We start from the raw sequence: 20477 nt of genomic DNA, 5'->3' as shown, positions 1-20477 counted from the left end.
CGTCACTTGGCGGGGGCGTCCGCCCAAGGCCTCCGATCCAGCCAGGGCGGTCACGTGGCCCCCTCTTCGACCACCTCCGTCTTCATGCTCCCCTCGGACGCGGCCTTCGCGGGGGCCCATTGGAGGCGGGTCGAGCACACGGAGACGATGACGGCCGAGGCTGCCACGACGGCCATCCCCCAGGTCAGATCAGTGGCTTCGGCGACGAAGCCGATCAGCGCCGGGCCGACGAGGAGGCCGGTGGTGCCCGTGGCGGCGACCAGGGAGAGGGCGTCCGGGCCTTCGGCCGCGGCGGCGACGTAGAGGCACGGCGTCACGGCGGCCACGCCCAGCCCCACGCACGCGAAGCCGAGGAGGGCGGGCACGACGCCTCCGGCCAACAGGGCCAGGGCCAGTCCGATGCCGGCCACGGCGCTGCCGACGCGGACGACGACGGCGTCGCCCCAGCGGCTGCGCCAGCCGTCGCCGAAGAGGCGCGCGAGGACCATGACGACCGAGATGACGGCGATGCCCAGCGGGGCGACCTGGGCTGATGCGCCGACGACGTCCTTGAGGTAGAGCGCGGACCAGTCGTTCATGGAGCCTTCGACGACCTCGACGAAGACCATGGTGCAGCCGAGCCAGAGCATCACCCGGGTCGGCCTGGCCATCTTGCGACGGCGCTTGCCCTCCGCCTGCTCGGCCGTCGGCTCGGCCGGCTCCTTCGCGGGGGCGTCGTCGGGGAGCAGGCGTGGGCGCGCGCAGGCGAGGAGCAGCAGGAGTACGGCAGACGCGACGGCGAAGTGGGTGGCGATGCCGAAGGTCAGTGCGGTCACGCCGGACGACACCAGGGCGGCGAGGAACGAGCCGGCGCTGAAGGTGGCGTGCAGTTGCGTCATCGCCGTACGTCCGTGGGCCGCCTCGAGGGCGGCGCCCTGTGCGTTCATCGCCACGTTCAGGCAGCCGACGGCCACGCCGTCCGCGCAGAGGATCACCAGTGTCACGGGGTAGTTGGGTGCCACGGACAGCGCCAGGAGGATCGCCACCAGGCCCAGCCCGGACAGCAGGGCGAGGCGGCGCGCGCCGAGGCGTTTCATCAGGAACGTGACGAGCGGGAAGGAGGCCGCTGCGCCCGCCCCGGTGACCATGAGCAGCAGGCCCACTTCACCGGCGCTCAGGTCGAGGCTGGTCTTGAGGGCGGGAATGCGGGAGATCCAGGTGGCGTACTGGAACCCGAGGAAACAGAACAGCGCCGCGATCGCCAACTGCGTGCGTCTGAAGTCGTCTAGGACACGGGGCACGGGAACCGGGCCACCTCCTTCGAAGGGCCGGTACCGCTGACGGGCACCGGGATGGACATGTACACGGCGTTGTCGCCGTAGCTCTCCGGGAGCCGGACCCGCGGGTAGGCCCGGTAGCCGTGCGCGGCCCAGAAGGTGGCCATGCCGTCGACGGCGACGAGCGAGATGTGCTCGAACCGCGGTCGTGCGGCGGCCGTCAGCCTGGCGAGCAGGCCGCCGCCCCAGCCCCTGCCCCGCTGCTCTTGCGCGACGACGATGTCGTGCAGGTGGAGGTTGCGCGAGTCGTGTGCCGGCTCGTCGGACCGGGCCAGCGCCGGGTAGCGGAACCTCGGGTACGGCAGCGAGAGGAGGTATCCCGCCACGTGCCCGTCGACGTCGAGCACGAAGCAGGTGTCCGGCGAGTCGCGCCCCTTCGACTCCAGCGCCGCGCGTCCCTCGATCAGTGAACTGCCCGCGTAGGCCGCCGCCTCCAGGGCGGCTATGCCCGGCCAGTCGCCGTCGCGCACGCGACGGATGCGCCCGTCGAGGCCCGCCCCTCCCCCGCTCATGCCGGCGCCCCCGTACGCCCGATCCCGTCACGTACCGTCGTGTGCGGAAGGGGTCCGAAGCCGTTGAAGCCTTGTGTCATGTAGCTGGTGGCGTAGGCGCCGGCGGACAGGACCCAGACCGGGTCGCCGGAGGCCAGCGATTTGGGCACGAGGCGGTGCGCGGTGCCGTAGGCGTCGTCGCTGTCGCAGGTGGGACCGGCCACGACGGCGGCGACGTACTCGCCGTCCAAGTGGCCCGGGAAGACGAGCCGGTGGCAGAGTTCGTCCATCTCGTAGAGGCCGTTGAACTTTCCGCAGCTCAGGTACAGCCAGTGCACGAGCTCGCCGTTGGGCTGGCGCCGTTCGGTGAGCCGGTAGACGTGCGCCCGGATCGCGCCGTGATCGGCGACCAGATGGCGGCCGGGCTCCATGACGAAGTCGAGCGGCGCCGCGTTGAGGCGCCGCAGTTCGTCGATGCCTTCGCGCAGAACGGCGAACATCTTGTCCAGCGGCGGCTCCAGCCTGCGGCCGTGCCGGTCGAGGTAGCCGAGGGCGGGCAGTCCGCCGCCGAGGTTGACGTGGTCGAGCACGATTCCCTGCTCGCGCAACGCCACCATGGCGTCGGCCACTTGGTCGACTGCCTGGCGCCATGCCTCGTACGTCATCTGCTGCGAGCCGACGTGCACCGAGAGTCCCGCCGGGGTCAGTCCAGCGGTCCGGGCCGCCGTCAGCACGCGGACGGCGTCGTCCTGCGAGCAGCCGAACTTGCGGCTCAGTCCCCACAGGGCGCCGTCGCCGCTGGTGGCGAGGCGGCAGTACACGCGGGCGCCGGGGGCGTGCGCGGCGACGGCCGCCACGTCCTGCACGCTGTCCGTGGCGAAGGTCCGCACGCCGAGCCGGTGGGCCTCGGCGATGCTCGCGTCGGACTTCACGGTGTTGCCGTAGTGGATGCGGTCGGCGGGTACGCCCAGCCGCAGCGCCTGCACGATCTCCGCGGGGCTCGCCGCGTCGAAGCCGGCCCCCCGGTCGGCGAGGCAGGTCAGTACCTCGTCGACCGGGCACGCCTTCATCGCGAACCGGACGATGACGCCGGGCAGTTCGCGCAGCAGGTGGTCGTACTGGTTCCCGACCCCGGTGAGATCGAAGACGACGCGGTCCGACGACGCGGCGGCCAGGGCGGAGGCCAGTCGCGCGCCCAGGTCCACGCTCACGCGTCCGCACTCCCGAGGCCGTTCTCCCGGGCGGCGCGCACCAGCGCGGGCCAGGCGTCGATCAGCAGCGCGAAGTCCTCCGTGTCCCGCCGTGCCTCGTCCAGCACTTGGTCCCGGCGCGCGTCCATCAGGTCGGCGAACGTGGCGTAGCGGCCGCCCAGTTTGCGGTACGAGGTGCTGACCCGGTCCAGGCGCCAGATGTTCTCCGTGCGGTCCAGAGCGGCGCTGTCGCGCAGGAAGCGGGAGATGACGTCGCCGCGGACGTGCTCCCGCTCGTCCAGCAGTGCGGCACCGGCCGCGCCCATCCGCTCGTAGACGTCGTTGAAGTAGAGCATCGACAGCAGGAACTTCACGAACCGCATCTGGTAGGCGCGAAAGCCCGCGTCGGTGCGCCGGAAGGGCGTGTAGAAGTTCTCGATGTGGCGGTTGTGCAGCACGCCGGGCAGCGCGGCGTCGTGCACGAGGTGGATGAGGAAGTAGTCGCTGCCGATGGTGTCCGTCGCCGGTGGCAGCGGCACCCGCTCGTACACGTCGTGGTCGAAGGCGATGTTGCTCATGTCGACCCGCATGGGGTCGACCAGCGTCAGGGTGGAGTGGTCTGCGGTGAAGGGGGTGGTTCCGGCGCCCTTGAACGACTCCTCGACCAACTGTTCCTTCTGCTCGTCCGACCAGTCGGTGGGTGCCCACAGGCTGACGACGTCGTGGTAGACGCCCGGGTCGAGCTGCTCGATCTCGGCGATGTCCACGGATGGTTCTCCGATGAAGGAGGCCCCGACCATGGACACCGGACGGTGGTCGTGGCCGGCGGCGAGGACGGTCTCGGTCACGGCGGCCGACGCCTCGGCGGCGGGCTTGCCGAGCGAGGACAGCTCGTGGTGGATGGGGAAGATCTGTTCGCCGTCCAGCACTTGGTAGGTGCAGTCCGAGTCCCTGCGGTGCACGGACCGGCAGCCGAGGGCACTGGCGATCAGGAAGGCACGGTTGGTGCAGGCGCCGTAGGAGAGCGCGGCCGGCAGCATGAGGCCGAGCAACCGCTTGGGCACGGCGACGTCGGAGCGCTGGATCGCACGGCGCAGGAAATCCCGCTGACGTGGCTCGTCGAGGTGGTGGACGATCACGTTCGGGGTGGCGGGCAGGCCGGCCACGACGCGGGCGTGCTCGGCCCGCGTGGTCTCGTCGCAGGAGTCGAGGATGAGCAGGTGCACCTCGGTGCCGAAGGTGCGGGCCGCGTAGGCGGCCTCCTCGCCGATGCCCATGATGGCGTCCGAACACGCTCTGTTGGTGGGCAGGGCCAGGCAGATCCGGTCGGTGCTGGTCTGTCGGTTCACTTGGTGCTCTCTCGTTCGCTCCAGGAGTCGAGTCCCAGGAGTTTCCTGCCGAGGTCGTCGAGCGTGGCGGGGCCGTACCGGAGCGATTCGTGCCGGTCGGCGTCCCCCAGCAGCGTGCCGTTCCAGTCGGGCGTGCTGAGCGTGCGCCACGACTCGACGCGGGAGCGGCGCAGGTCCTCGTGCTCCTCCAGCGCCGGCATCATCGACAGGTACTGCACGGCACGGACGCCGTGGTCGGACGTGTTGGGCGCGACTCCGTGTGCCAGGAGTCCGTTGAAGATCAGCAGGTCACCGGCCTGCAAGTCGGGCCGCACCACGGGGAACTCGGCGCGGTCGATCGCGGGCCTGATCGGGTCCCGGCCGGCCGGCTGCGCGACCCGCCACTCCTCGAACTGCCGGAACAGCTCGGGCGCGCACTGGAATCCGCCGAGTTCGGGCTGGGTGTCGTTGAGGGCCAGGATGCCCTGCACCCGCTGCGGCAGCACGCCCAGCGTGGTGTCGACGTCCCAGTGCAGCTCGATGTCGAAGCCCTCGTCGGTCGGCGCGATGAGGGAACGTGAACGGCTGCCGCGGTTGGGCGGGTTGAGGTTCAGCCGGTCGAGGGTGACCCACAGCTCGTCACAGTCCCAGACGTCGGCGAAGGCGTCGTAGACCCGCTGCGTCTGCCGGTTGTCCCACATCAGCTGGTGGTGGTACGCCTCGACGAAGCCGTAGACGTGCAGGTCGCGGTCGAGGTCCGAACGGAACTCGCGTTCCTCGTACCAGGTTTCCGGCCGGTCGGGGTCGAGTCCCTGGAACTCCCAGGCGAACTCGTACAGGCTCTTCGCCTCGCCCGGCGAGACGGCGTTGCGCACCACGACGTATCCGTACGTCTGCCAGAAGACGAGGTCCTCTTCCGACAGCACGCGCAGCGGCTGCGACTTCTCGATCTCTCTGAGCTGCGTCTGTGCGAGGTAGGTCTCGCCGTCGGCGCTGAAATAGGGGCGCCGGGTCGGGGCGCGGTACAGGTAGGGGTCGGATGTCGGCATGCGATCACTCCAAGGCTCGAGTCCTCAGTGGCCGAGGGGAACTCCAGGCCGTCACTGATCGAACTGAGGTTCCTTCAAAGTGGACTGGACCAATTCGCGGTGTCAATCGCATCCCTGCGAAGTTGCCGCGAACTGCCTGCCAGTTGCCTGTTGTCGGCCGCTCCGCAGACTCGGGCCGCTCTGGGAGTGGCAACTCCCCGACGTCCCGTCCACTTTGAAGGCGCCGCCCGCAATGCCGCCGAGAGTCCTGGCCCGGTTCCGGCACGCCGGAGGAGGCCCAAGGCCGTAGACCCGCAAGGGGACTGGTCTAGACTTTTCAGTGCGCCAAGACGGCCCACAAGGCCACTCCGGTCGCTCCCGGGAGATCACGGAACCACCTCCGCCCCGCGACACGCCGCCACCCAGTTGGACTAGACCAAGGGCGAGTTGGGGGCTATAACGAATCACCTGCGAGTGCGCCCGGAAGGCAGGTCATGACCACCGACGTGAGCATCGTCCCCCACGACACCGCAATGCCCGGTGTCGTCGCACGGGTGCCGAAGTACTACCGCGTGAAGCAGCGGGTCCTCGCGATAGCGGAGTCGCTGACGCCGGGTTCACGCATGCCCGCCGAGCGATTACTCGCTGTCCAGCTCGACACCTCGCGCACCACCGTCCGGCTGGCGCTGCAGGAGCTCGTCGGTGAAGGCCGGCTGGACCGGATCCAGGGAAAAGGCACGTTCATTGCACGACCGAAGCTCTACCGCGTCCTCCAACTCACCTCCCACACCGAGGACATGCAGGCCCAGGGACTCGAACCCGCCTCACGCATCCTGGACATGCGTCACATCGAGGCCGACGAGCAGCTGTCGCGCATGCTCGACATCGATGTCGGCGAGCTGGTGGTGCGTATCGAGCGGCTGCGGCTGGCCGGTGGCGAGCCCATGGCCATCGAGACCACCCACCTCTCCGCACGGCGCTTCCCCGACCTGCGCGAGGCGCTGGCCAGGTACAGATCCCTCTACACGGCCCTCGCCGAGGTGTACGGCATGCACCTGTCGGAGGCCGAGGAGGGCATCGAGACCAAGCTCGCGACCCCTTACGAGGCCAGGCTGCTCGCGACGGACGTGGGCCTTCCGATGATGCTGCTGTCCCGGCACTCGCACGACACCGAGGGCAGACCGGTGGAGTGGGTCCGCTCCGTGTACCGCGGCTCCCGCTACAAGTTCGTAGTGACCTTGATGCCCATGACGGACCGTACGGACGACTGAGTCCCCGTCCGGTTCCGACCGTTCCACCTCGTTCCTCGCGCCCCCCACGTTCACGGCGACCCTGCACGCTGCCGCCCGCTGATCGCGCGACCGGCCCCCGACGCGGCCCGCCCCGGTTTGCGGCGGCCGTGACCGCATGCAGCGCTGAGCCTCCAGGCCGGCCCCCACGACCGGGCCTCTGAGGACCAGTCCCGCCCCGCCAACCCTGGGAAAGTCGTGACACGACAGGGTGTTCTCACCAGCCGTACCGAAGCCGTCCCGACATCGGTCGAAGCCGACCGACCACCAGCCGCCGGCAATCCGGAAGGGGCACGCCCCCGGATCCCAGGCCACGCACCGGCTACCGCACGAACGTCGGCCGAGGTCGCCGACACGCCGGAGGACCGCGCCTGGATGCCCGGCCGTTCGCCCGCCGCCACCCCGCGAGCGGAGGCCCGACTGCCGTGAAACAGACATCGTTGCTGACGACACTCGCGGACGCCCTGGTCACCGCACGTGAGGCGGCCTGCCTGACCCAGGAGGACCTCGCGGAACGGTCCGGAGTGAGTGTGCGGGCCATCCGCAACCTCGAGACCGGCCACACCTCACGCCCCCGCAAGCAGTCGCTGCTGCTGATCGCCAAGGCCCTCGGGCTGCCCCCGGACGAGGTCGGGCGGCTGATGCGCAGACCCGGCGCCGCGGAGCAGCAGCCACCACCCGGCCTCGTACCCGCCGAACTCCCCGCAGCGCCCCGCCACAACCTCGTCGGCCGGACGACACACGTCGACTCGCTGCGGGCACACCTGTCCGCCACGGAGCACGGCGACACCGGACGGCCCGCGGTCGTCGTCGGACCGCCCGGCTCGGGGAAGACCGCGCTGGCCCTCGAAGCGGCGCACGGCGTACGCGACCGGTTCCCGGACGGACAGGTCTTCGTGGACCTGCACCCAGGAGTGTCCTCCACGCCACTGACGCCGGACGAGATCGTCCCCCGCGTACTGCGCTCCCTCGGTGCCGGGCCGACGGCGGGTCATCCGGAGGAAGCGGCTGCCCGGCTGCGGGACGCGCTGAGCAGGAGGCGCGTCCTCGTCGTCCTGGACAACGCCGACAGCGAGGCGCAGGTACGGCCGCTGCTGGTGGACGGCTCGCGCAGCGCCGTACTGGTGGCCGCGCGCCGCGAACTCCCCGCCCTCACCGTCCAGTTCCGTCGGCACATCGGCGTCCTCAGTGACGGGGACGCCCTCCAGGTGCTGGAGGACCTGCTCGGACCCGCGCGCACGGGCGCGGAGCGATCGGCCGCGTCACTTGTGCTGCGATTCTGCGGGCGGCTGCCACTGGCCCTGCACATCGCGGGGCTGTGGCTGTCGGCGCGACCGCACCGGTCGCTGCGTGATCTGGCGGACCGGCTGACGAACGAGCAGGACCGGCTCCGCTTCCTGCATATCGGCGATCTGTCGCTGGAGGCCAGCGTGGCAGCCTGCCACAGCTCGCTGCCCGCCCCCGTCAGGGGCGCGTTACAGCGGCTGAGGACGGTGAACGGCGACTTCGATGTCGACGACATGGTGACCCATGTGACACCGGCGCGGGGGCTGGCCGCTGATCTCCTCGACGAACTCATCGACCGTCAGATGGTGCACGCGGTCGGACCGACCGCCGACGGCCGACTCCTGTACCGGCTCCACGACGCGGTGCGCCAGTACGTGGCGTACGGCCCGGTCGGCTCCTGGCACCCGGATCGCGTGGCGGGCCAGATCTGGCTCCCGCGGCAGGCTGTGGACAGCGGCAGAAGGGAGGCGTGAGCCTTCCCGCCGCCGCCACCCTTGGCCACCCGCCGGAGCGGCGCCCGGACGCGACGCCGCGCCTGCGCCCGGGCCGAGTAACCCTGCACTCCCCTGCCATCGGCCGGCTGGCGGTTCCTCACCGCCGCTGTCCGACGCGTGGCGCTGTGAACGCCTTTTCCCTGATGACCTGTTCGCTGAAGCGAACGCTCATCGGGGTGCATCCACCGTGTCGCGGCCGGGAGTTGTTTCCCGTCGACACCTCGGTCGAGGCCCGTACCGAGGCGTGATCGACGCCGCCTGCACTTTGTCGGCGCGACGGCGCGCGCAGGCCCTCAGGGGCCCGCCGCCACCCCACCTCTCTTGGAGAACTCTGTGCGCACGAGACTGCCCGGACACAGACGTGTCCGCACGCTCCTCACAGCTATGGCATGCGCCATGGCCCTGGCGCTCCCCCTGAGCCCCGCCGCCGCGGCACCCGCCTCACCCGATCACGAAGCTCGCGCCGAGGCCACCGCCCGCTTCGCGTGAGCGGGTCACGTCGCTCGTCCGCAGGGCGCAGGAGGTGAGGAGCAGGAGGTTGTGGGCGTCGGAGACGGGGCCGTCCCGAAGGAGACGAAGGGCGAGTGTCATCTCCTCGTACGTGGGCGGCAGTTGCTCGACTCGCGCAGGGGAAGCATCCCGTTTCTCGGGATCCGCGCCGCTCGCCTCACGCCCCACGCGCACCACCGCTCTCCGTGGCCTTGCTGTGCCGATGGTAGCGAGCGGCCGACAGGCGCGGGCCGCTTTGAGCGGCATCACCGGCTGCCCGTGTACGGGGGTGCGCCGGTGGCCGACTGGTGATTTCACCGATACGTGAGGGGCGCTGTGCTTCCTACGGTGCTGGTGCCCTCGGTAAACGGATTCGTCACGAGCGCTCGTACCACTGCTCGAGAAAGAGGAACCTCATGCGCCGTCATGCGTCACGGCGTCGTCTCACTCTCGTGTCCCTCGCAGGGGTCGGCGTTCTCAGCGCGGCCGGCATTTACGTTCTGCCCACCATGACGTCTGCCGCCCCGTGCTCCGACGTCGAGGCCGTCTTCGCCCGTGGCACCGGAGAAACGCCGGGGCTCGGCATCGCGGGAACCCCGCTCGTGAGGGGCATCAAGGGTGCGCTGCCGGGCAAGACCGTCTCGTCGTATGCCGTCGACTATGCGGCGAACTTCTCGCAGACGAGTGCCGGGCCCGGCGCCACCGACATGAGGGACCGCGTCATGTCGGTGGCGGCCGACTGTCGCAGCACGTCCTTCGTGCTGGGCGGCTACTCCCAGGGCGGCAGCGTCACCGACATCGCCCTGGGGATCCCAACGCGACTGGGCACCGGCCGCACCATCCCCACGGAGCTCGCCGCCCGCGTCAAGGCGGTCGTCGTCTTCGGCAACCCTCTGCGTCTGTCGGGCCGCACCATCGCCTCGGCCAGTGACGTGTTCGGCTCCAAAGCCAAAGAGTTCTGCAACAACGGCGACCCGGTCTGCGGCAACGGCCGCAACAGCGCCGCGCACCTGACCTATCACCGCAACGAGAGCGTCGAGCAGGGGGCCCGATTCGCCGCCGCGCGGATCGGCCGAGGCTGAGCCCCAGGCCGGACGACCGGCTGGAGTCTTGTGACACAGCCCCGCGAGCGATCACGCATCATCACGCGCCGGTCGACTCCAGCCGCGAGGTGTCCGACGCGGCCTCGACGGGGGCTGCTGAACGCGGCACGTCGACGACCGCCAGGATCTCCGACGAAACGGCCGCACGGTCGGCGCAGTAGCGCTGCAACAGCGCATCTGCCGCGACCAGAGCCTCATCGAGGCTGCGGGAAGAGGTCATCACACAGAGCCTGTACGTGGCGTCCTCCAGAGCACGGCTCGTAGCACCAGTCGGGCGCACGTCGTGATCGATGCGCGCGGAAGCGAACCGGGCCAGCGCAGCGCGCAGCTCTCTCTCAGCCGGAAGGATCATGAGATTCCTCTTTCCCGAAGCGCAGCTCGTACCCCGGCAGGTGCGACCGCCAGGAACAGGCTGCAAGCAGAATTCCCACGCCGTTGCTGACTGCCGAACAACGACGAGCAGACCTCCAAGTGCCCCAGACTGCCTGGTCTACGCCTGCCAGCGGATGTGATCACCGGTGCGTGCCGGCGCGGGGAGAAGCCCTTTGACTGCCCTGCCGGCCGTTATCCCGCCACACCGTGGGGTTCCGGTCGCCGCGCGGCGAAACAGCCGGACGGGCGCGGTGGCGGTGGCGCGCGCAGACCGTCCGACCGGTCGAAGAGGCGGACGTCGGGTACCCGGCATCACCCATTTGCAGACCGTCGGTGTGCACGCGCCGCAGCCGGGGAACAGGTTCGGCCGGGTCGTGCGAGAGGACTACATGTGACAGCGGCGGCGTCAGCGGCGGGCGACCAAGCCCCCGATGGCCGGAAGGACGAGTACCAGCCGGATCCACGCCGGTGGCGGGCGCTCTGGGTCACTTTGGTCGCGGGCTTCATGAGCCTGCTCGACGTCACGATCGTGGCGGTCGCGCTACCCACAGTCCAAAACAGCCTGCACGCCTCCCCCGCACAGGTGCAGTGGATCGTGTCCGGCTACACCCTCACCTTCGCCCTCGCACTCGTAACCGCCGGACGGCTCGGCGATGCCCTGGACCGACGCCGCATCTTCCTGGTCGCACTGTGCGGTTTCGTCGTCTTCAGCGCAGCCTGTGGTGCCGCCCCCAACATCACCCTGCTCGTCGTGGCCCGCCTCGCGCAGGGACTGGCGGCCGGGTTCATGGCTCCGCAGAACTCCGCGTTCATCCAGCAGTTGTTCCGCGGCGCCGAACGCGGCCGGGCCTTCGGCTATTTCGGGGCGACGGTAGGCATCTCCTCCGCGTCCGGTCCCCTCCTCGGCGGCACGATCCTCGCCCTGGCCGACGGTCAGCAGGGGTGGCGCTGGATCTTCTACGTCAACGTCCCCATCGGCATCCTCGCCGTCCTACTCGGACGCCGACTGCTGCCCCAAAGTCAGCGGTCCGGCCGGAGGCACGTGGACGTACCCGGCGTGCTGCTTCTCGGACTCGGCGTTCTCGCCCTCATGTATCCGCTGGTCCAGGCGGAGTCCGGCGGGTTGGGTCGCCTGTGGTGGATGTTCCCCGTCGGCGCCTCGATCCTCACCGTCTTCGTCCGCTGGCAGTATCGTCTCGTCACCAAGGGGACCAAACCGTTGCTGGATCCACGCCTGTTCACCACGGTGCGCGGCTACGCAGTAGGGGCCGGCGTCGGCACGCTGTACTTCATCGGCTTCAGCGGCGTATGGCTCGTCTTCGCCCTCTTCTACCAGAACGGCCTGGCCTTCTCCCCCTTGCAGTCCGGTCTCGCCGTCACTCCGTTCGCCCTCGGCTCGGCGGGTGCCGCCGTGGTCGCTGGCCGACTGGTGGGCCGGTACGGACGCCTGCTCACCGTCTGCGGCCTCGCCGGGGTGATCTGTGGTCTGGGCGGAGCCGCGCTGCTCCTGCGCTTCGCGCCCCTGGGCATCGCTCCATGGATCGCCGCTCCTGTCCTGTTTCTCGGTGGCATCGGAGGGGGCTTCGTGGTCTCCCCGAACATCACCATGACCCTCCGGGACGTACCCGTGGGCATGGCCGGCGCGGCGGGGGGCGCGTTGCAGACGGGACAGCGGCTCGGCGCTGCGGTGGGCACCGCCGCCCTGCCCGGTCTCTTCTACATGGTCCTCGGCAGCGGCGACGACTATCAAGGCGCCCTCGCCATCGCACTTGGCACCGCCATCGCCGGGATGCTGACTTCCCTGGCCTTGGCTGCCTTCGACTGGCGACGCGACCGGCGCATACGCGGGATACACGGGAAGTGCCCGGAGGAGGTCGCCAACAGCCCGATGCATTCCCGGCAGAGCTGACTCCCAGTGCTGGGCCGAAGGCGTGCGCGAGGGCCGCGCAGCACCTTCTCTCCACCGGAGCGAACCGGGAGGACCTCGTTCGCCCGGTCGCGTTTCAGGCTCGCCAATTCCTAACGACTCAACTGACGACCGAGATCGCGAACGACGCGAATCCGTGAGCCCGGATCACGTGGGGCACGAACAGGACGGCCGCCTCGGTGGCCCGTGCGGTCTCCACCCCACCGAGGTCCGTGATCCAGGCTGGTCGATCTTCCGGGTCTCCTTCATGCGGCGTTCCAAGACGGCAGGAAGGCATGCCTATTCGGGCAGTTGACCTTGCTGTCGATGGCTGGATCTGAGCGAGATCGCCGCTGTGCAACAGCCTTTAGAAGCCGTATCTCAACCGAACGTGATCCCATGATTTCTGCTGGTCAGGCATGGTTTCGCTCGGGTGAGGGAGGCATATCGACGTCTCGTGTCCGCTTCTTGGTCGAGGGGTGCGCGGTGATGGTCGGCCAGGAACGCGAACACACTCCCGGCCGGGATCAGATCCCGGCAGGTCTCCCACACGTCCGGCCCGCCCATCTCGCCGACCCACTCGCCCATCGCTAATGACGAGTCTGGCCCTGCCGCTCACGCGGCAGGGCCTGAACCCAAGAAGTTCATCGACCTTCTAGGGGGCTCCTGATGGATCTGGGCGTCCCGGGACGCTCAGCCGCCGTACTCGATCGCGACGCCGCCGACGCCGCTGCTCAACGGGCCGCATCCGATACTGACAGTGGTGGTCCCGCCCGGCGTCACATATGCCCAATTCGAGTAAGCGTCGGGGGACCAGCCGCAGATGGCGTGTACGGAGAACGCATGCAGCTGCGTCCCGGGGTTGTAGCACTCGCCGTAGGCGCGATTGTCCGCGACCCAGGCGCTGCACCGCAGCACATTTCCCTCCGCGGCCGCCGCGGGTGAGGCGGTCACAAGACCGGCTCCGCCGGCGAGAGCGAGCCCCGCTGCTCCGGTGACGAGTGCGCGTTTCCAGAGGATCTTCATGTCCTGCCCTTCTCTTCCGCCCTGTGCCGGGCGACCTGCGCGAAAGGGTAGGAGACAGGCAGGCAGGCGGGATCCTGACAGATGTCAGGGCTCCCGAGCATGGGCACGGCGAGGCCCGGTGTGCTGCGCACGATGGTCACCTCAGTCCTTGATTAGAGGGCATCTGATCTGGGTAGTTGGTGTTCCGGGATGTCTCCATTGGTGAGTCTTCGGTAGCAGATATGGGTGCAGGCGATGCTGGTGAAGGCCAAAAAGTGCTCTGCTTTGCGCTCGTAGCGGCGGTGCAGGCGGCGGCATCCGGCGAGCCAGGACATCGTCCGCTCTACGGTCCAGCGGCGGCGGCCCAGACGGGTCGAGGACTCAATGCCATTGCGGGCAATACGGTGCCTGATGCCGTGACCGCGTAACCATCGCCGCAGGTGGTCGAAGTCATATCCCTTGTCGGCGTGGAGCTTTCCCGGCCTGCGCCGCCGACGCCCGCGCCGGGAGCGGATGGGCGGTATGCCCTTCACGAGTGGGATCAGCGCCTGGCTGTCGTGGACGTTCGCTCCCGAGATTCCGACGGACAGGGGCAGACCGGTCCGCTCGGTGATCCGCACATCTGGACTTCCTCGCCGACCACGAGGATGCCGCCTTGAACATCATCCTGCGCAGAGGCCGAAGCCACGGACCTCGCCTGGGAGACCTTCGAAGCGGTCCGATACGAGGGAAACAAGAGCATCTGCGCGTTGCTCGACCTCGACGCCGACGCCCCCGAACTGCGACTGCCTGTGCGGGGATTCAGCGCTGCCTGTGACGAAATGACCCGCCAGTGGCTGAGAGACGGCCGCCCGATACCGGTCGAAGCACTCGTCGAGAGCTTCATGGCTTTCCTGGCAGGCGCCATCCAAGCTGCCCACGGACTTGCGCAGGCACCCGCCCTACGCCAGGCGCTCGAGGTGCTCGAACACGGGGGCCCCTACCCGCGGAACACGCTGCAGGCTTGAACGTACAAGTACCGATTACCTGGCCGAGGCTGCGGGTCAGACCAAGAGCTGACGGCGCAGCCATGCCGCTCGGGCGGCGTTGGCGTCCTGCGAGATCACGGCATGAGGGACCACGACGTCGAACCCGTGGAACCCACCGGGCCAGACGTGCAGTTCGAGGCGGCCGCCCGCCTGCCATATGCGGCTTGCGTAGGCGACGTCCTCGTCCCGGAACGTTTCGGCCGACCCGACGTCGATGAACGTGGACGGCAGGCCAGAGAGGTCTGCCGCACGGGAAGGCGCAGCGTACGGGGACACGTCCGGTCCTCCGCGGACGCCGTCGCCGAGGAGCGCGTTCCATCCGGTCTCGTTCGAGGAGCTGTCCCAGATACCGACGCCGCGCATCTGCTGGGCAGAGGGCGAGTCGTTGCGGTCATCAGGCATCGGCGACAGGAGCAGCTGGGCCAGGATTGCCGGGCCGTTGCGGTCGCGTGCCATCAAGGTGACACCTGCCGCGAGGCCGCCGCCGGCGCTCGCACCGCCGATGACGATGCGTTCAGGGTCGATGTTGAGCTCGTGGGCTTGATCCGACACCCACACCAGGCCCGCGTAGCAATCCTCGACGGGACCCGGGTGGGGTGTCTCAGGTGCGAGCCGGTACTCGACCGAAACCACGGCCATGCCCATCGGCTCGGCCAGGTTCAACATCTCGACGAGGCCGAACCGGTTGTCTCCGACGATCATGCCGCCGCCGTGGATGTGGTAAAGCGCCGGGGTCGGGGTCGTCGCATGCTTCGGGAGACAGATCAGCAGCGAGATGTCCGGTTCCCCGTCCGGCCCTGGCACCGCCCGCTCCTCCACGCTGTAGGTGCCACCGCGCGAAAGGATCTCGTCGGTCGGGGTCGCCACCCCGGGGACGGGCTTGCGCATCTCAACGATGTTGTCCAAACGGTACGCGTCGGGGGAGCGCAGGCTGGTCAGGATCTCAAGGACGGGAGCGAGCTCCGGGTCGAGGGGCGGAGGCGGTCCGACCGGTTGGGGGGATGACAGGTCCGTGATTTGCGTGGTCATGTGTTCTCCTTGCGGTGGTCGACTGGGTGTCTGCCTGCCCCAGCTCACGGGGCAGCGGCACATGTCACGTGACCGATGCGGCCCGCCATCTGGTGGGGCAACCTGAGCGCTCGACACGTGAACTGGTGACGCGCAGCGTCTGGAGACGCGCGGCACGATCGCGACGACCAGGCGAGCGCCGGAAGCGCGACGACGGCGTCGTCGACGCGCTTGTCGGTGTTGCGGCAGCGTCTGAGAGTTCTCCGTGTGAAGGAGGGGGTTCCGCCGTCGGATCGAGCTGTTCGCGAGTGGCTACTCGGAGCCGGTGCCTGGCTCAGACGGTCCGGACAGTGCCGCCGTCAATGACGTACTCCGCGCCCACAATGGATGAGGATCGGTCCGAGACAAGGAAGCCGACCAGGTCCGCAACCTCTTCCGTCGTTGCGAACCTTCCGAGTGGAACCCCTCCGAGGGAAGCCATCAGGCTCTGCTTCGCCTCCTCGCGGGTCAGTCCGTTGCCCTCGGCGAGCTGGTCGATGAAGCCCTCATACGCTCCGGTCTGAATCCCCCCGGGGCTGACAGCGTTTACTCGCACTCCTCGTGGCGCCAGTTCGTTCGCAAGACCCTTGCTGTACGTACGCAACGCACCCTTCGCTGACGCGTACGGCAACGTCGCGTCGTGCAACGGCATCTGACGCTGGATCGACGTGACGTGGACAACTACTCCTGATCCGGCCTCCACCATTGCCGGCAGCAGCGCCCGATCCAGTCGGACAGCTCCCAAGAAGTTCAGGTTGAGTTCCGCCAGCCAGTGCTCCTCAGTCGCTGCCGCGAACCCGCCAGGTGGGGTTGACGACCCTCCGACAACGTGCACCAGGATGTCCAGCGCACCTCCCTCAGAGATCTTGGACACCACAACCTCTACACCACCCACCGTGGAAGTGTCCGCCTCGATGAATCGGTCGGGGCGCTCGTAGCCGCCGGGCATAGTGCGTGCCGTGGTCCACACGTCGGCACCCATCTCTCGCAGTCTCTCTACGACGGCCTTGCCCGAGCCCTTCGAACCGCCCGTGACCAGCGCCCGGCGACCGTCGAGACGATCGCGATCTGAACTAGACATTTTTCTCTCCAATGAAGATCGAGGTGGTGCGGGTTCGGTCAGGCTGGGTGGTTGGCGATGACGAGTTCGGCGATGAGGTCGTCCCGCAGCGCGAACCGGTAGTCGAGCTCGGCGACGCCCCCCGGGAAGGTGCCCTCGAGCCGCACGGCTACCACCCAGTGGGCGTCATCGACGCGGTGAGCGCCGATCTGCTCGGTCGTGTACTCGAACTCGGCCCCGGCATCCCGCAGGAACGCGTAGGTCTCCTCTCGGCCGCGGAAGGTCTCGTCCTGGTCGACGATCACCGCATCCTCGGCGAGGAACGACGAGGCGGTGTCGGCGTCGCGGGCGACGTGGGCGGCGAAGAACTCGCGCACGGTGGTCGGGAGCAGATCGGACGGAAGGTCGGTGTGCTGTGTCATGAGCCCACCGTGTGACCTCGCGGGGCGGGAGGGTCAAGCCGTGGACTCTCCCCCAGGGGGAGTGTTTAGAGTGACGGGATGCTGACCATCGGAGAGTTCTCGCGGCTGACCCACTTGAGCGTCCGGACCCTGCGCCGATATCACGAAGCGGCCCTGCTGGAACCCGCCGTGGTGGACGAGACCACCGGTTACCGCTACTACGGCGTCGACCAAATCCCGACCGCGCAGGTCATCCACCGGCTCCGCGAGCTCGACGTCCCCCTGAGCGATGTGCAGCAGATCCTGCGGACCCCCGACCCCGGTGTCCGCGCGGCCCTGGTCACGGATCACCTGCAACGCCTCGAGGACGCACTCGACCGCACCCGCGCCGCGGTCGTGTCGCTGCGCCGCCTCCTCCGGCCCGACCCTGCGCCGATCGACGTCGAGCTGCGTGCAGAGCCCGCCCGGACGGTCGCGGCCGTAGAGGCCGTAGTCGGGCATGGCGACATCGCGACCTGGTACGCAGGCGCGATGGCCGAATTGGAGGCGGCCGTCGGCGCCGCCGTGACCGGACCGCCGGGCGGCAGCTACGACAACGCCCTTTTCGAGCAGGAGCGCGGTCACGCGGTCGTCTACCTGCCGACCGATGCGCCACCTCGCACCGGACGCGTGCACCCCACGACTCTGCCGGCCGCGGAACTGGCCGTCACCACCCACGTCGGCGAGCACGACGGCATCGAGGTCACGTACGGCGAACTCGGGACCTGGGTCGTGGAGAACGCGATGTCGGTGGCCGGGCCTGTGCGGGAGCGCTACGTTGTCGGCCCCCGTGACACCAGCGATCCCGCCGCATGGCGCACCGAGATCGGCTGGCCGGTCTTTCGTGTCACCTGAAGCGGTCAGTGCGGTGCGGAGCCTTGGAACAACGGAGCGCACGCCTTAATAGTGAGCGTTTGATTCTGGTATTGGATTGTTCGTGGGGAATTTCAGGTGCCAGGTCGAGCCCTCAGTCAAGCGATTCACCGGAAACATCACTCTGCGGCAATCGACGGAGCTGTAATACGCCCGCTTCCACCCAAGGGCTCCCGTCTCATTTAGAAATCTACCGGTTCATCGGAGATCGAGAATGCACGCTCCGGTGCACCCGGCACCCCCGCACACGCCCTACTCAGGCCGGCCGCCGCCGCATACCCAGGCACCATGCAGCCCGCCCGGCCTACCCCAGCGACCTGTCCGACGCCCGCTGGGAACTCATCCGCCCCACCCTCGAAGCGTGGCGTCAGGCCCGCAACGGCATCCGCAAGCCCAGCTACGACCTGCGCGCCCGAAGGAAGGCTCTTCGACCAACTCAACGGCCTGCTGGGACGCCTGGTGCGCGAGGCAGAAGGCCGGGATGCCGAGCCGAGCGCCTGCGTGCTGGATGCCCAGAGCATCAAGACCTCCGCCAACGTGCCTGCGGCCGGCCAAGGTATCGATGCGGGCAAGAAAATCGCAGGTCGCAAGCGCCAAATCGGCGTCGATACCCTCGGCCTCCTGCTGGCCGTCTGGGTGACCGCCGCCAGCGTCTCGGACAACACCGGCGGCATCCACCTGCTCTCCCAGATTTCCGCCGCAACCCCTCGCGTGACCAAAGCGTGGGCCGACACCGGCTACCGCACCAAGGCCATCGACCACGGCGCCCGCCTCGGCATCGACGTCGAAGTCGTTCAACGCGACCCGGCATCAAAGGGTTCAAGGTGATCCCCCGACGTTGGGTTGTCGAGCGGACCTTCGGCTGGATGATGCACCACCGCCGTCTCGCCCGCGACTACGAAACCCACCCCCACCGCTCCGAAGCCATAATCCAGGTCGCGATGATCGACCTCATAAGCCGCAGACTCACCCGTGAATCCACCCCGAACTGGCGCGACACCTGTACCTCGAACCAAACACCCTCGCCGGGACGAAACGCTCTATTAGAAGGCGCTGTTGTTACAACCCATGGTCGAGCCCAGGTGCGTCTTCTGCGCACCTGCGTCGCCTTCGCCGTTGAGCGCGCTGCCCAGCAGCCCGTTGAGCAGGCCGACCTGGCCTAGGATGTCGAGGTTCAGGTCGTGGGACTTGCAGTTGCTGCTCTGCAGCACGCTGTAGCTGTTCCCGCCCTTGTCGCCGTGGCCGTCGAGGCCCTGGGCGGTGGCGGTGCCGGCGCTGAGGAGTCCGGCGCTGCCGAGGGCGACGACCGTGAGGGCAGCCTTGCGAAGCTTGTGCATGTCATCTCCGATGAGAACGAGGCGATCTCTGAGGGATCGGCTTCATACGATCACGGAGGATTAAAATAGGAATCCTCGAATTTCTCTCAGTGACACACCGAGGGTGTCGTTCTCGGGCAGGCGCTATCAGGCGAACGGCCGGTTTTTATTCCTTCGGGAACTGCCTTCCGGCATTGCCCTCTCAATCTCCGCCGGATCAGGCCTCGCGGACGGTGCCGGGCCACCACCAACATGCCACGATCCGAAGGACATGCCCTATCCCGCCGCCCTACCTGCGTGCGCGCGAGGCCGCCACGGCCGCCACGTCCCGTGCTGCCCGGAGTTGCTGATCAACTCGCACCTGCGGGCCCTGCACCAGACACTGGAGCAGGGGTGGAGCCCTTCGCGGCAGCTCGCCCGGACGTAGGTGTGCTGTACCGCCGGGAGCGTAGTGGCGAGAAGGGGCACGCTCTCATGACGCCATTGACGTACAGCACGCTCGTGCTGGACGGCATCCAGCGGGCCGGCGACCAGCGTATGCCCAGCGGTGACCCGCTGGTCTCCTCTCCCTTGACCAGCACCCTGATCATGGGGGAGGCCACGGCGGTCCTGGTGGACCCTCCCCTGACCCAGGAACAGACACGCAAGGTCGGGGACTGGATCAAGCATTCCGGTAAACAGCTGGCGCATATCTACATCACACATGGCCACGGCGATCACTGGTTCGGCACCGGCGATCTGCTGCGGCGCTTCCCCACCGCCCAAGCCTGGGCCCCGCCGGACGCGATCGCGATGATGCACTACCAGGCCACCACCGGCCGCGCCTTGCGATGGGACAAGGACTTTCCCGGCCTCATCGGTGACACCCCTGTCGTAGCCCGTCCCGTGCCCGAAGAGGGTCTCCTCCTCGAGGGCCACGTACTGAAACCCGTGCCCACCCACCACACCGACACCGACCACACCAGCGTGCTGCACGTTCCCGACCTTGGCCTCGTGGTGGCCGGCGATGCCGTCTACAACAACGTCCACCTCTACCTCTCGGAGGGCGCCAACGGTGGCTTCGCCGCGTGGCTACAGGCCCTGGACACGGTCGAAGGTCTGCGCCCGGTCGCGGTGGTCGCGGGCCACCAGGACCGCAGCCGACCCGACACACCGGAGACCATCGCGCACACCCGCGCCTACCTCAAGGACGTCGAGTACCTCCTCGCCCTGCGCCCGCCTCCGACGGCCTTCTACCAGGAGATGCTCGTTCGCCATCCGGGCCGGCTCAATCCGTCGCCGTTGTGGTACGGCGCGCAGACCCTTCTCGGCTGAACCGGGACGTGGTTTCAGGCCGGTCGAGGTGACAGACGCACAGCGGTAAGTTCGTCGTGGTGTTGCTTCGTGACCGCCGGTTTATGTGTGCGGATGGCTGC

The 20477-nt window shown here is 68.7% G+C and carries 18 protein-coding genes and 4 pseudogenes; 8 read left to right on the top strand and 14 right to left on the bottom strand.

Annotated elements, in window-relative coordinates; translation table 11 throughout:
* Positions 1–50: 50 nt before the first annotated feature.
* The 5 genes from ACIRD7_RS37645 to ACIRD7_RS37625 form a co-directional block, all read right to left on the bottom strand.
* Complete coding sequence (locus tag ACIRD7_RS37645; RefSeq protein ID WP_403460420.1) at positions 51–1280, bottom strand: MFS transporter; 1230 nt, start codon at positions 1278–1280, stop codon at positions 51–53.
* Positions 1265–1828 carry a GNAT family N-acetyltransferase gene (locus ACIRD7_RS37640; protein ID WP_403460418.1) on the bottom strand — a complete coding sequence of 188 codons (564 nt, stop codon included), beginning with the start codon at positions 1826–1828 and terminating at the stop codon, positions 1265–1267. The genes ACIRD7_RS37645 and ACIRD7_RS37640 overlap by 16 nt, the downstream gene beginning before the upstream one ends.
* Entirely contained in the window at positions 1825–3018 is a 1194-nt protein-coding gene (locus tag ACIRD7_RS37635; protein WP_403460416.1) for a type III PLP-dependent enzyme, read from the bottom strand. Before ACIRD7_RS37635 ends, ACIRD7_RS37640 begins: the two co-directional genes overlap by 4 nt.
* On the bottom strand, positions 3015–4274 hold the full coding sequence (locus tag ACIRD7_RS37630; RefSeq protein ID WP_403460494.1) for a DUF6271 family protein: 1260 nt from the start codon (positions 4272–4274) through the stop codon (positions 3015–3017). Before ACIRD7_RS37630 ends, ACIRD7_RS37635 begins: the two co-directional genes overlap by 4 nt.
* A 68-nt stretch (positions 4275–4342) precedes the next feature.
* The gene (locus ACIRD7_RS37625; RefSeq protein WP_403460414.1) at positions 4343–5374 is read right to left on the bottom strand and encodes a phytanoyl-CoA dioxygenase family protein; all 1032 of its coding nucleotides are present in this window, start codon (positions 5372–5374) and stop codon (positions 4343–4345) included.
* Positions 5375–5847: 473 nt separating this feature from the next.
* Here ACIRD7_RS37625 and ACIRD7_RS37620 point away from each other — a divergent pair, with 473 nt between their 5' ends.
* Both ACIRD7_RS37620 and ACIRD7_RS37615 read left to right on the top strand, forming a co-directional pair.
* The gene (locus tag ACIRD7_RS37620) at positions 5848–6624 is read left to right on the top strand and encodes a GntR family transcriptional regulator (RefSeq protein ID WP_403460412.1); all 777 of its coding nucleotides are present in this window, start codon (positions 5848–5850) and stop codon (positions 6622–6624) included.
* Between the two features lie 443 nt (positions 6625–7067).
* A complete protein-coding gene (locus tag ACIRD7_RS37615) occupies positions 7068–8402 on the top strand; it encodes a helix-turn-helix domain-containing protein (RefSeq protein WP_403460410.1) in 1335 nt (444 codons plus the stop codon).
* 462 nt (positions 8403–8864) lie between these two features.
* Here the strand turns inward: ACIRD7_RS37615 and ACIRD7_RS37610 are convergent, their stop codons facing one another.
* Complete coding sequence (locus ACIRD7_RS37610) at positions 8865–9014, bottom strand: hypothetical protein (protein WP_403460409.1); 150 nt, start codon at positions 9012–9014, stop codon at positions 8865–8867.
* A gap of 407 nt (positions 9015–9421) precedes the next feature.
* Between ACIRD7_RS37610 and ACIRD7_RS37605 the strand changes: the two genes are divergently transcribed.
* Positions 9422–9994 carry a cutinase family protein gene (locus tag ACIRD7_RS37605; protein WP_403460408.1) on the top strand — a complete coding sequence of 191 codons (573 nt, stop codon included), beginning with the start codon at positions 9422–9424 and terminating at the stop codon, positions 9992–9994.
* Positions 9995–10142: 148 nt separating this feature from the next.
* Here ACIRD7_RS37605 and ACIRD7_RS37600 read toward each other — a convergent pair.
* Positions 10143–10367, bottom strand: a pseudogene (locus tag ACIRD7_RS37600) (DUF5133 domain-containing protein); the annotation flags it as partial.
* Positions 10368–10778: 411 nt separating this feature from the next.
* Between ACIRD7_RS37600 and ACIRD7_RS37595 the strand changes: the two are divergent.
* Entirely contained in the window at positions 10779–12296 is a 1518-nt protein-coding gene (locus ACIRD7_RS37595; protein WP_403460406.1) for an MFS transporter, read from the top strand.
* A 118-nt stretch (positions 12297–12414) separates the two neighbouring features.
* Here ACIRD7_RS37595 and ACIRD7_RS37590 read toward each other — a convergent pair.
* The 3 genes and pseudogenes from ACIRD7_RS37590 to ACIRD7_RS37580 form a co-directional block, all read right to left on the bottom strand.
* A pseudogene (locus tag ACIRD7_RS37590) lies at positions 12415–12543 on the bottom strand (NADP oxidoreductase); the annotation flags it as partial.
* Between the two features lie 443 nt (positions 12544–12986).
* The gene (locus tag ACIRD7_RS37585) at positions 12987–13319 is read right to left on the bottom strand and encodes a hypothetical protein (protein WP_403460404.1); all 333 of its coding nucleotides are present in this window, start codon (positions 13317–13319) and stop codon (positions 12987–12989) included.
* A gap of 152 nt (positions 13320–13471) precedes the next feature.
* Positions 13472–13942, bottom strand: a pseudogene (locus tag ACIRD7_RS37580) (IS5 family transposase); the annotation flags it as partial.
* Between the two features lie 105 nt (positions 13943–14047).
* Here ACIRD7_RS37580 and ACIRD7_RS37575 point away from each other — a divergent pair.
* Positions 14048–14305 carry a hypothetical protein gene (locus tag ACIRD7_RS37575; protein WP_403460403.1) on the top strand — a complete coding sequence of 86 codons (258 nt, stop codon included), beginning with the start codon at positions 14048–14050 and terminating at the stop codon, positions 14303–14305.
* A gap of 36 nt (positions 14306–14341) precedes the next feature.
* Here the strand turns inward: ACIRD7_RS37575 and ACIRD7_RS37570 are convergent, their stop codons facing one another.
* The 3 genes from ACIRD7_RS37570 to ACIRD7_RS37560 all read right to left on the bottom strand — a co-directional run bounded on the left by ACIRD7_RS37570 (position 14342) and on the right by ACIRD7_RS37560 (position 16855).
* Positions 14342–15355: an alpha/beta hydrolase gene (locus tag ACIRD7_RS37570; protein ID WP_403460401.1), complete on the bottom strand. Its 1014-nt coding sequence runs from the start codon at positions 15353–15355 to the stop codon at positions 14342–14344.
* A gap of 313 nt (positions 15356–15668) precedes the next feature.
* Positions 15669–16454, bottom strand: coding sequence for an SDR family oxidoreductase (locus tag ACIRD7_RS37565; protein ID WP_403460400.1), 786 nt, complete (start codon positions 16452–16454; stop codon positions 15669–15671).
* Positions 16455–16492: 38 nt separating this feature from the next.
* Positions 16493–16855 (bottom strand): nuclear transport factor 2 family protein, encoded by a 363-nt coding sequence (locus tag ACIRD7_RS37560; protein ID WP_403460398.1) that lies wholly within the window; start codon positions 16853–16855, stop codon positions 16493–16495.
* A 78-nt stretch (positions 16856–16933) separates the two neighbouring features.
* Between ACIRD7_RS37560 and ACIRD7_RS37555 the strand changes: the two genes are divergently transcribed.
* On the top strand, positions 16934–17728 hold the full coding sequence (locus ACIRD7_RS37555) for a MerR family transcriptional regulator (RefSeq protein ID WP_403460396.1): 795 nt from the start codon (positions 16934–16936) through the stop codon (positions 17726–17728).
* A gap of 293 nt (positions 17729–18021) precedes the next feature.
* A pseudogene (locus tag ACIRD7_RS37550) lies at positions 18022–18909 on the top strand (transposase).
* On the opposite strand, the gene ACIRD7_RS37545 reads toward ACIRD7_RS37550, so the two are convergent.
* Positions 18790–19083 (bottom strand): hypothetical protein, encoded by a 294-nt coding sequence (locus tag ACIRD7_RS37545; protein WP_403460394.1) that lies wholly within the window; start codon positions 19081–19083, stop codon positions 18790–18792. The pseudogene ACIRD7_RS37550 and the gene ACIRD7_RS37545 overlap by 120 nt on opposite strands.
* A gap of 453 nt (positions 19084–19536) precedes the next feature.
* Here ACIRD7_RS37545 and ACIRD7_RS37540 point away from each other — a divergent pair, with 453 nt between their 5' ends.
* The gene (locus ACIRD7_RS37540) at positions 19537–20376 is read left to right on the top strand and encodes an MBL fold metallo-hydrolase (protein WP_403460393.1); all 840 of its coding nucleotides are present in this window, start codon (positions 19537–19539) and stop codon (positions 20374–20376) included.
* Positions 20377–20477: the final 101 nt, after the last annotated feature.

It is taken from the genome of Streptomyces sp. NPDC093568 (assembly GCF_044764945.1).
Taxonomy (GTDB): Bacteria; Actinomycetota; Actinomycetes; order Streptomycetales; family Streptomycetaceae; genus Streptomyces.
The sequence above is the reverse complement of the archived record's forward strand: the minus strand, read 5'-3'. Positions and strand labels throughout refer to the sequence as shown.